The 10240-nt window shown below is 60.3% G+C and carries 10 protein-coding genes; 7 read left to right on the forward strand and 3 right to left on the reverse strand.

Going from position 1 to position 10240, the window contains the following annotated elements; all coding sequences use genetic code 11:
• The first annotated feature begins 280 nt into the window (after nucleotides 1–280).
• The 6 genes from RMO51_RS04225 (at nucleotide 281) to RMO51_RS04250 (ending at nucleotide 6074) form a co-directional block, all read left to right on the forward strand.
• Entirely contained in the window at nucleotides 281–2338 is a 2058-nt protein-coding gene (locus tag RMO51_RS04225) for a BatA domain-containing protein (protein WP_310392307.1), read from the forward strand.
• Between the two features lie 62 nt (nucleotides 2339–2400).
• Nucleotides 2401–2958, forward strand: a complete 558-nt coding sequence (locus tag RMO51_RS04230) for a DUF4199 domain-containing protein (RefSeq protein ID WP_310392309.1) — start codon at nucleotides 2401–2403, stop codon at nucleotides 2956–2958.
• Nucleotides 2959–2994: 36 nt separating this feature from the next.
• Complete coding sequence (locus tag RMO51_RS04235; RefSeq protein WP_310392310.1) at nucleotides 2995–3519, forward strand: DUF4199 domain-containing protein; 525 nt, start codon at nucleotides 2995–2997, stop codon at nucleotides 3517–3519.
• Between the two features lie 19 nt (nucleotides 3520–3538).
• On the forward strand, nucleotides 3539–4489 hold the full coding sequence (locus RMO51_RS04240) for a glycosyltransferase family 2 protein (RefSeq protein WP_310392313.1): 951 nt from the start codon (nucleotides 3539–3541) through the stop codon (nucleotides 4487–4489).
• 83 nt (nucleotides 4490–4572) lie between these two features.
• On the forward strand, nucleotides 4573–5703 hold the full coding sequence (locus tag RMO51_RS04245) for a glycosyltransferase (RefSeq protein ID WP_310392315.1): 1131 nt from the start codon (nucleotides 4573–4575) through the stop codon (nucleotides 5701–5703).
• A gap of 14 nt (nucleotides 5704–5717) precedes the next feature.
• Nucleotides 5718–6074, forward strand: a complete 357-nt coding sequence (locus RMO51_RS04250) for a hypothetical protein (protein ID WP_310392317.1) — start codon at nucleotides 5718–5720, stop codon at nucleotides 6072–6074.
• On the opposite strand, the gene RMO51_RS04255 is transcribed toward RMO51_RS04250, so the two are convergent.
• Both RMO51_RS04255 and RMO51_RS04260 read right to left on the reverse strand, forming a co-directional pair.
• On the reverse strand, nucleotides 6066–7166 hold the full coding sequence (locus RMO51_RS04255) for a glycosyltransferase family 9 protein (RefSeq protein WP_310392320.1): 1101 nt from the start codon (nucleotides 7164–7166) through the stop codon (nucleotides 6066–6068). The genes RMO51_RS04250 and RMO51_RS04255 overlap by 9 nt on opposite strands.
• Nucleotides 7167–7276: 110 nt before the next feature.
• Nucleotides 7277–7738, reverse strand: coding sequence for a DUF6252 family protein (locus RMO51_RS04260; RefSeq protein WP_310392321.1), 462 nt, complete (start codon nucleotides 7736–7738; stop codon nucleotides 7277–7279).
• Between the two features lie 310 nt (nucleotides 7739–8048).
• On the opposite strand from RMO51_RS04260, the gene RMO51_RS04265 reads away from it, so the two are divergent.
• Nucleotides 8049–8642 (forward strand): hypothetical protein, encoded by a 594-nt coding sequence (locus tag RMO51_RS04265; protein WP_310392324.1) that lies wholly within the window; start codon nucleotides 8049–8051, stop codon nucleotides 8640–8642.
• Nucleotides 8643–8772: 130 nt separating this feature from the next.
• Here RMO51_RS04265 and purB read toward each other — a convergent pair whose 3' ends face one another.
• On the reverse strand, nucleotides 8773–10113 hold the full coding sequence (gene purB, locus RMO51_RS04270; protein WP_310392325.1) for an adenylosuccinate lyase: 1341 nt from the start codon (nucleotides 10111–10113) through the stop codon (nucleotides 8773–8775).
• Nucleotides 10114–10240 lie beyond the last annotated feature (127 nt).

The following is a 10240-nucleotide window of genomic DNA, read 5'->3' on the forward strand; positions in this document are numbered from 1 at the left end:
CATTCCGAACAGAGCCGTTAAGCCCCGGTGCGCCCATGGTACTGCCTTCACCGGTGGGAGAGTCGGTCGCCGCCAACCTTGTTTCCCCAACGCCCCCGCCGCTGCCCCCAGCCGCCGGGGCGTTGTGCGTTACCACCCCCCGCCCCGACCCCCCGCGGCGCTTAGACCGTGACTCGAAAGGCGTTGAACAAAATGATAGCAACTTGCTGTAGTTAGTTATAAATATTCTTTAGTTATAAATATTCTCTAAAATAGTAAATAAATTGCTCAGTACAATAACATGCAATTCGTGTATCCTTGGTTTTTGGTCGGCCTATTGGCAGTAGGCGCGCCTATTGTCATACATTTATTACAGTTGCGTCGACCACAACGCTTATTGTTTACCAATACTTCTTTCATTCGAGAGTTTGAACTGGTAACTAAGCGTCAGCGCAATCTAAAAAACCTTGCTATTCTGCTCCTACGGGTTTTAGCCATTGCGGCTCTTGTACTTGCTTTTGGTCAGCCTTTCATTCGTGCAGCGGATGATAAAGAATCACTTGGAGCCAACAGTGTGGGAGTAGTGGTAGACAATTCATTTAGTATGCAGCAACCAAGTGTTGCGCAAAAATCACTATTAGAAGAAGCAGTTGTACAAGCGGGGAGATTAGGAGAATTGGGCTCAGGTGGAGAGCAGTTGCAATTACTGAACACTGGCAGTGAATTAAATAGAGTGGGGAACTACCAGGAAAAGTTAAACGCATTAAAGCTTTCGGTCCAGCCTTCATTGCTATCAATTAATAGTTCGATAGGTAGACGCGGCGCTGATGCGAAGTCGGTGTATTTATTTTCGGACTTCCAGAAAAACGAGTTTAGTGCTGCGCAAGCAGAGCAACTGGGTAAAAGGCGCGCAATAATTTTAGCCCCTGTTGTGGGGACTGGGTCTGGTAATGCGTATGTGGACAGCGTGTGGCTGGATGACGCATTCGTGCGCGTTCGGATAAATGTGGGGTTGCGCATCCGTTTGCGAAACGGGGGAACCTTACCACTGAAAAATTGCCCAGTTAAGGTGTTCTTAGGGGCTCAGCAGGTGGCAGCCTTTCGCGTGGCGGTGGAGCCAAGACAGGCCGTGACTTCTGTGGTGCAACTGCAACTGAATGACGGAGCTTTGGCGTTGGGCCGCGTGGTGACGGAAGATAATCCGGTTCGCTTTGACAATACGTTCTATTTCACCATGCAACCCGCGAAGGCCATCCGGGTGTTGGAGGTGGGGCCCGAGCCGGTGGCGCAACGCCTGTACGCGAATGAGCCACTTTTTACGTATTCGTTCGCAAAGCCGCAGCAGGTGGACTACAACGCCATGCGGCAAGCCAGCTTGGTGGTGGTGCACGAAGTGAGTGAGCTGGAAGCCGGGATGCGAAACGCGTTGCGGGCGGTGGTGGCGCGGGGTGGCAGCGTGGTGGTAGTGCCCGCAGCTGCCGTTGCTGGTCACAGTTCGTATGAGCAGCTTTTCTGGGAGTTGGGGCTGGGGGCGGTGCAATGGGAAGCCAAATCTGCCGCTCCTGAACTGCGCGAAGTGGCAATGCCCAGCCCTCAGGAGCCTTTTTTTCGAAACGTGTTTGGGGTACAGCAACGCGGGGTAACCATGCCGCGGGCAGCCCCGGTGCTGCGGTGGTCGCGGACGGGTACGGACATTCTTCGCTTGAAGGATGGAGAAAGTTATTTGGCGGAGTTTACGAGCGGGCCGGGTAAGGTCTATGTTTTTTCGGCGCCTTTTACTGCGGGGTACTCGGACTTTACAAGGCACGCGTTATTTGTGCCGGTACTGTACCGGATGGCTATGCTGAGCTACCGCGACGAACAACTGCCGGCTTACCGATTGACTCAGGGCACGGTTGCACTGCGGCTGCCGAGTGAGACCAAGGCCGCAGAATCAGCAGACCGGAACGAGGCAAGTTTTCGCTTTGTAAAAGACAGCGTGACGCTGATTCCGGCGCAAAGGGTGCTGGGCCAGGATGTACGATTGGAAGTGCCCGTGGGAATGAATGCGCCCGGATTTTACCAGGTACAACGGCGCGGCCAGTTGCTTACTACGGTGGCATTTAATCAGGACAAGCGGGAATCGGAGCTCGCAGCGTATTCGGCCGCTGAACTGCGGCAATTAATAGGGCCGAACCGACCCAACATTCGGGTGCTGGAAGGTGATGCGGACGGAGTGGCCTTGGCAAAGTTCCAGGCCGGACGAACGGAGCAGCCGCTGTGGCGCTATTGTTTGGCCGTGGCCTTGGCTTGCCTGCTTGCGGAAGCACTGCTGCTGCGTTACGGAAACCGCCCCCCCGAAGTGAACCGCGCCGCATAGGCTGTCAAAGCTCTCGATTGAAGCGGGCGCAGGACGTATCTTGCCGCTTTAACTGGCTACCCATGGCTATTTCCTCCACCGAACCGAGCACCTCCACCCTGGATTCGGGCGCGGGGTTGGCGAGGCGACTGGGGCTGCGTTTCGGGGCTGGCGTGGGGCTGGCGTGCGTGGTGTGGATGGTGGGGCTGCACCTGACGGGCAGCAATGGATTCGGCCCCAAGCAGATACTGGCGCAGTTGCTGGTGCCACTGACAGCCGTGGCGAGCCAATGGCAATTGCGGCGGCAGTTGAAACCGGCGAAACCGGGTCTGGGGCGTTCCTTGGGCGTGGGTGGCCTGACGGTGCTCACGGCCGCCGTGATTTCGGCGGGGGGCGTGTTGGGGTTGGCACGCGGGGCCGGCGAAGCTGCCCTGGCCCGCAACCGGGCCGAAGTGCTGGAGATAGTACGGGCTCAGCAGCGGGAAAATCCGAAAGTGGGGCTCAACGACCAGCAGCGGCGGCAGCAATTAAATAACGCGCGGAACATCACGGTTGGAAACATGGCAATTAGTAATTTCACCCAGGTTCTGCTGCTAGGATTGGTGCTCGCCTTGCCCGCCGGAATATTTCTGCGGGAATAAATTCGTTTACTTTCGGCTCACTTCACTTAAATTCCCATGGAAACAAACGCTACTGCTGTGTCGACCACTTCGGTGGGGCTGCGTTACGGCCTGCTAACGGGCCTGGTCAGCATACTATTTTCCTTCGTCTTGTACGTGACTCAATCCGACCAGTCGCCGGTGCGGTGGCTGGCGCTGGTTATTCTGATTGGGGCCATGGTGCTGGCCCACAACGCCTACAAGCAGGCCCAGGGCGGCTTTATGAACTACTCCGAAGGGCTGGCCATCGGAACCGTCATGAGCGGGATTTCGGGTGTGCTGTCCACCGCTTTCAGCTACGTGTACATGACTTTTGTGGACCCGCAATACATGGGCCGCGCCATGGAAATAACGCGGACCAAGATGGAAGAGCAGGGGCAGATGACGGACGAGCAAATCGACGCGGCCGTGAACATGGCGCAAAAATTTAGCTCCGGGGGCTGGCTGGTGGTGTTTGGGGTCGTAGGGTCTTTGCTGCTTGGATTCCTGTTTGCGCTGGTGGTGTCGGCCTTTACCAAGCATTCAAAACCCGAGTTTGAATAAAATAGCCGCAACATTCCCGGTGGAATTATCCATCGTTATTCCGCTGCTCAACGAAGCAGAATCGTTGCCCGAGTTGACGCGCTGGATTGCCCGGGTCTTGGAAGCAAAGGGTCTTTCCTACGAAGTGCTGCTGATTGACGACGGCTCGACGGACGACTCCTGGGCCGTTATCGAAGCATTGGCGGGCGAGGACGCGACACTGCGCGGCATCCGTTTCAACCGGAACTACGGCAAATCGGCGGCGTTGAACGTGGGCTTTGAGGCGGCGCGCGGCCGCGTGGTGTGCACCATGGACGCCGACTTGCAGGATTCGCCCGAGGAATTGCCGGAACTGTACCGGATGATTACGGAAGACAAATTTGACTTGGTGAGCGGGTGGAAGCAGAAGCGGTTCGACCCGCTATCCAAAACCATCCCGACCAAGCTGTTCAACGGCGCCACGCGCTGGATTTCGGGCATTCAGCTGCACGATTTTAATTGTGGACTGAAGGCCTACGACCAGCGGGTGGTGAAAAGCATCGAGGTGTACGGCGAGATGCACCGCTACATTCCGGTCATTGCGAAGTGGAACGGCTTCCGCAAGATTGGGGAAAAGGTGGTGCAGCACCAGGAGCGCAAGTACGGCGTGACCAAGTTTGGGCTGGAGCGGTTCGTCTACGGCTTCCTGGATTTGGCCAGCATTACGTTCGTGAGCCGGTTCCGGCGGCGGCCGATGCACTTTTTTGGGACGTTGGGAACGTTGTCGTTCCTGATTGGCATGTTGCTGACGCTGTGGGTAGTGGGCGAAAAAGTGTGGCTCTCGCTGCATAACCTACGCGCCCGCAACGTGACGGACCAGCCCTTGTTCTTCCTCGCACTAACGGCGGTAATTATAGGGGTAATGCTTTTCCTGTCCGGTTTTCTGGCGGAAATGGTGCAACTGAACGGCCCGCGGCGAAACGACTATTTAGTGCGAGAGAAAATCAATTAAAAATTAAGAATTAAAAATATATTGCCAGAGGGAATTACACCGTGCCATTTTTAATTTATAACTCTTAATTTTTAATTGATTTCATGCGGGTCGTGATAATCGGGCCGGCCTACCCATTGCGGGGCGGGCTGGCCACGTACAATGAGCGGCTGGCGCGGGCGTTTGCCGAGGCTGGGGACGAAGTGCGCATCGTGACGTTTTCGCTGCAGTATCCGGATTTTCTGTTTCCCGGTCAAACGCAGTTCAGCACCGAAGCCCCCCCGGCAGACGTAGCCATTGAGGTGAGCCTGAATTCCGTGAATCCGCTTTCCTGGCTCAGGGTGGGGCAGCGGCTCCGGGCCGAGCGGCCCGATGTGGTGGTGTTTCGCTTCTGGCTGCCGTTTATGGGGCCGGCGCTGGGCACGGTGGCGCGGCTGGTGCGGGGCAACGGCCACACCCGCGTGGTGGCCATCACCGACAACGTGATTCCGCACGAGAAACGGCCGGGCGACGGGCCGCTGACGCGCTACTTTCTCAGCGCCTGCGACGGATTCGTGGCCATGAGCCGCAGCGTACTGGGCGACTTGCGGCGGCTGGGGTTCGGACGAAAGCCAGCGCTGTACCGGCCGCATCCGCTGTACGACAATTTCGGGTCGATTAAGCCTAAGTCGGTGGCGCGGGCTGCGCTGGGGCTGCCGGATACGACGGGGTATTTGCTGTTTTTTGGGTTTATTCGGGCGTACAAAGGGCTGGATATTATGCTGGAAGCCCTGGCGGATAAACGCCTGGCCGAATTGCCCATTAAGCTAATTATTGCGGGTGAATTTTACGAAGATGCCGCGCCGTATGAGGAATTAATCCGACGCCATCAATTGGAAGACCGGATTGTGCGGGCGACGGATTTTATTCCCAATGAAAAGGTGGTGGACTATTTCTGCGCCGCCGACCTGATTGTCCAGCCCTACAAAAACGCCACGCAGAGCGGCGTGTCGCAAATAGCTTATCATTTTGAGCGGCCCATGCTGGTGACAGACGTGGGCGGGCTGGCCGAGCTAATACCGGACGGCGTGGTGGGCTACGTGGTGCCGCCAACCGCCCAGGCCATTGCCGACGCGGTGGTGGACTTTTACGCCAACCAGCGGGAGGCGGCGTTCACGGCGGGGGTGCGGGCCGAGAAAACCAAGTTTTCGTGGCCGGCCATGGTGGCCGCGCTCAAAGAGGTGGCGGGCCGGTGAAGCCCCGGCCGCCCGTGCCCGATGCCCCGCGGCGGCACCCGGTGTGGGCGGTGCTTGCCGAGCTGTACCTGGACGTGGAATTGCAGGAGGAAGACTACCGGCGCATGGCCGCCGTGTGCGCGGCCAGCGGCTTTGGGTGGCCCGAAATCCGGCAAATGAATTACGATGAAGTGGCCCCGGTGCTGTGGGCGAACCTGCTCAGCGTGGCCGGTGAGTGGGCGGGCTGGGACGAAACCTGGCTGATAGCCACCCTGACGGCCCGCTACACCGGCAAACGCCACCGCCTGCTGGGCTTGGAAAGCCTCTGGCGCCGGGCCGTGGACTCTTTCACTGCCGAGGGCATGGCCAGAGTCGCGGCGCAGCTACCCTAGCGGCAGGCTGGCGCGCACGGCGGCCAGCACCTTTTCGGCGGGCAGGTCTTCCATGCAGCTGGTGCCCAGCCGGCAGGTGCCGCGGTAGAAGCACACGCAGTCCTTGTCGGGCTGCACGAGCCGGCCGCGGCCGTAGAGGTCGAATTCGTGGGGGTTAAAGATGTTGTTCATCAGCACGGTGGGCTTGCGCAGGGCAATGCTGATGTGCATGGCCATGGTCACCTGCGTCACCACGGCGTCCATTTGGTGCATCAGGTTGATGAACCGGGGCAGGGGGAAAGTGCCCGGGTAGGCCGCGCCCGTGGCGGCGTGCAAGTCCTGGTTGCGGGCGGCTTCGGCTTCGCCGCCGAGCAGCACGGGCATGTAGCCGGCCATTTGCAGGCTTTCGATGAGGGTTATCCACTTCTCGTCGCTCCAGAGGCGGGTGGTCCACCGGTCGCCGCAGCCGGTGTTGAGGCCGACGCGGGCCCCGGCGGGCGGGAGGTGGCCCCAGTCGTAGCCCTGGTCTTCGTGGGTGTCGAACACGTACTCCTCACCCCGAAAATCAAACCCGCACAGTTCGAAAATTTCCTGCACGTAGGGCTTGGTGTTGGCCTGGCTGATTTGGTCGAACACGCCGGTGAGGAATTTGTGCTCGGCCAGCGCATTCACGGGCCAGGCCACGCCGTCGTGGGGGCGCAGGGCGTAGCCAAATTTCTCTTTGGCCTGAATTGTATTCAGCAGGGCGCAGGCCTCTTTTTCCTTGTCGAGGTTGATAACCACGTCGAACTCCCGGGCCTGAAGCTGCAACGCGCTGGCAAAGTCGAACTTCAAAATCTCCTCAATCTCGGCCTGGGGCAGGATGGCGGGCGTGAGCGTAAGCCAGGTGATGGCGCAGCCGGGCCGCTCGGCGCGCAGCCGCCGCAGCAGCGGCGTGGTCCGAATGACGTCGCCAATGGCCCCGAGCTTGATGATGAGGATGCGCTGGGTAACGGGTGTGTACACCGGGCAAGTGGCGCACACGTAGCCGTCGGTTTTGTTGGGCCGGCAGGGCAGGTCGCCGCGAAAGTGGCGGCAGTCGGGGCGCAGGGAGAGGTCGGAGAAAGAAGGCAAGGGCGGCGGGGCGGATGAGCCGGTAAAAGTAACAGGCAGCGCCGCCCAACAAAAAGCCGCCGCTACCCGGACGGGCAACGGCGGCAGTCAAGCGAAATACCTGTTGTAGCTTACAGCTTGACGTTGAACTTGCCGTTTGTCAGCGTCTTCGTGGCAGTGCCTCCCGATTCTGTACCGGTGAAGGTAAAGGTGCCGATGATGTTCGTGGCTGACACGCTGCTCACCACGATGCTGCCGGAAGTAGAATCATAAATTTTACTTGCCCCCTGGGTAGGAGTCACGACGTAGCTAGCCGATTGGGCACTCATGCTGGTGAGGGTGTACGTACCCGCGGTTTTGGGCACTTCAAGAAAGACGCCGCCAGTGGCACTGGTAGCACCCCCGATAATAACATCGTTGCCCGATGCTTGAGCCACTGCGGTGTTGGCCGTCACGTTGGTGCCGTCCACGGTCCAGCTCATGCCAACGGCATCGGTGGGGTTGGGCTTGGGGTCATCTTTGGAGCAGGCGCCCAACGAGGTAATGGCGGCCAGAGCCGCGAGTGTGCGAAAATAACGGAAGCGGAGCAGCATACAGAAAAAAGGGTTTAAGGCCAAGCACACGCCTGGACGTTGGCAAAGGTAGGGGAAGATTGGGACGGGAATGTTCTATAAAAATTAGTATTCCCGCTTTGCTATGTGCGGCGCGGGGCAGTGTTGCTGGCGCGAGGTCTCGGCGAGCGGTCTGCTATTAGCCGACCCAAGCTCGCGCCAGGATGTGGCAAGTTATCGCGTGGCAATTTTTTATGCCACACACAAAGTTGCCACGTTCAGTGTGGCAACTTTGTGTGTGGCATAAAAAATTGCCACATCGGCCACTACACACTTTATCAGTACTCTGCTCATGCGCAAGTTCTCTCACCACCGCGGCCTGCGGGCGCATCATACCTTATTGCAGCGCATCCAGGCGCATTTCGGCTTCACCCAACAGGAGGTGGCCGACCTGCTGGACGTGACGCGCACGGTGCTGAGCATGAGTGAGCGGCCCGGTCGGACGCTGCCATTTGAGGCCTGGAAGCGCCTACAGTGGCTGCTCGACGCCTTGCCCGCTGAGCCCGCCGACGGCTCCACCCTGGCCCCGGCGTTCTCGGACGATGAGCGGGAAGGCCTCGACCTGCGCCGGCGGAGCCTGGAGCTACAAGCCCAGGCGCTAGGCCAACAACTCGCCCGTAGCCAGACCCGACTGGCCCAGGCCCGGCTGCGGCAGCAAGCCATGCCGGGCTTACGAACCACTTTCCCGGCCACTGACGAGCTGGCCCAGGTCCGGTTCACCATCTGGGAGCGCCGGGCCGCCGCCACGGTGCGCACCGAAGGCAACGCCGCGGCAATGCTCGCGCTGCGGCTGGCCGTGCTGACGTTTGAGGCCACCGAAATCGGGCGGCTGCTGGGAGGAGGCGGGGTGAATAAGGACGAAAAAATCCCGGGCCACGCACAGTGAGATGAGGGTCAGTGTACGTTCCAGGATAGCGTTAAAAACGGAGAGCTAGGGGGTTAAAAGGTGCCTCTGCGCTTATAACTCGCGCAAACTGCCCCAAAAAAGAACACTCGACCACCAGCGCGACTGCGCTCTACCGCCCTACGTAGCTATGCGGTGTGATTCCGCGCAGCTCTTCCTTCACCGCTTCGCTCACGTCCAGGCCGTCGATGAATGCGCGGATGCTGGCGGCGGAAATGGCTTCGCCGGTGCGGGTGAGGGTCTTGAGGGCGTTGTAGGGGTCGGGGTAGGCTTCGCGGCGGAGGATGGTCTGGATGCCCTCGGCCACCACGGCCCAGTTGGCTTCCAGGTCGCGGTGCAGCGCCGACTCGTCGAGGGCCAGCTTGCCCAGGCCGCGCTGCAGGGCGCCGAGGGCGATGAGGACGTGGCCGAGGGGCACGCCCAGGTTGCGCAATACGGTGGAGTCGGTGAGGTCGCGCTGGAGGCGGGAGATGGGCAGCTTGGCGGCGAAGTGTTCGAGCAGGGCGTTGGCCACGCCCAGGTTGCCCTCGGCGTTTTCGAAGTCGATGGGGTTCACCTTGTGGGGCATGGCCGAAGAGCCCACTTCGCCGGCCTTGATGGTTTGCCGGAAGTAGCCAAGCGAGATGTACTGCCACACGTCGCGGGCCAGGTCGAGCAGGATGGTGTTGAGGCGCTTGAGACCGTCGCAGTGGGCCGCCAGGTGGTCGTAGTGCTCAATCTGGGTGGTGGGGAAGGAACGGGCGAGGCCCAGCCGGTCGTTGACAAAGGCGGTGGCGAAGGCGTGCCAGTCCACCCGCGGGTAGGCCACGAAGTGGGCGTTGAAGTTGCCGGTGGCCCCGCCGAACTTGGCCGCGAACGGCACCTGGGCCAGCAGCGCCACCTGGGCGTCGAGCCGGGCCACGAACACCTCAATTTCCTTGCCCAGGCGGGTGGGAGAGGCCGGCTGGCCGTGGGTGCGGGCCAGCATGGGCACGGCGGCCCACTCCCGGGCACGGGCGGCCAGCTGGTTGCGCACCTCGGCGTAGGCCGGTAGTAGCGTGCCCGTCAGCGCGTCGCGCAGGCTGAGCGGAATGGCCGTGTTGTTGATATCCTGCGAGGTGAGGCCGAAGTGGATGAACTCGACAAACGCCCCCATGCCGAGGGCCGCGAACCGGTCGCGCAGCCAGTATTCCACGGCTTTCACGTCGTGGTTGGTCACGGCTTCGTGGGCCTTGATGGCCTCGGCGTCGGCCTCAGAAAACCCTTCGTAGAGCTTGCGCAGGGCGGGGAAAGACTCGGCGGCCACGCCTTGCAGCTGAGGCAGCGGCAACTCGGCCAGGGCAATGAAATACTCGACTTCGACCAGCACGCGGTAGCGCATCAGGGCCATTTCGGAGAAGCGGGCGGCGAGGGGCGCGGTGGCGCGGGCGTAGCGCCCGTCGAGGGGCGAAAGGGCGGTCAGGGGGCTGGGCATGGGGCAAAAGTACGGTAGGGGAGAAATGGGGGAGGAGGGAAGGAGGGAATGGGGGAAGAAGGAACGTCATGCAGAGCGCAGCGCAGCATCTCGCGTGCTTCGTTGAACGATTGAGTCACTACCACAC

It is taken from the genome of Hymenobacter sp. (assembly GCF_031398885.1).
Taxonomy (GTDB): domain Bacteria; phylum Bacteroidota; class Bacteroidia; order Cytophagales; family Hymenobacteraceae; genus Hymenobacter.

What these genes read in the sequence shown, in the direction of transcription:
- RMO51_RS04225 (WP_310392307.1), top strand. Translation starts at nt 281, where the DNA reads ATGCAATTCGTGTATCCTTGGTTTTTGGTCGGCCTATTGGCAGTAGGC.
- RMO51_RS04230 (WP_310392309.1), top strand. Translation starts at nt 2,401, where the DNA reads ATGGCTATTTCCTCCACCGAACCGAGCACCTCCACCCTGGATTCGGGC.
- RMO51_RS04235 (WP_310392310.1), top strand. Translation starts at nt 2,995, where the DNA reads ATGGAAACAAACGCTACTGCTGTGTCGACCACTTCGGTGGGGCTGCGT.
- RMO51_RS04245 (WP_310392315.1), top strand. Translation starts at nt 4,573, where the DNA reads ATGCGGGTCGTGATAATCGGGCCGGCCTACCCATTGCGGGGCGGGCTG.
- RMO51_RS04260 (WP_310392321.1), bottom strand. Translation starts at nt 7,738, where the DNA reads ATGCTGCTCCGCTTCCGTTATTTTCGCACACTCGCGGCTCTGGCCGCC.
- RMO51_RS04265 (WP_310392324.1), top strand. Translation starts at nt 8,049, where the DNA reads ATGCGCAAGTTCTCTCACCACCGCGGCCTGCGGGCGCATCATACCTTA.
- purB (WP_310392325.1), bottom strand. Translation starts at nt 10,113, where the DNA reads ATGCCCAGCCCCCTGACCGCCCTTTCGCCCCTCGACGGGCGCTACGCC.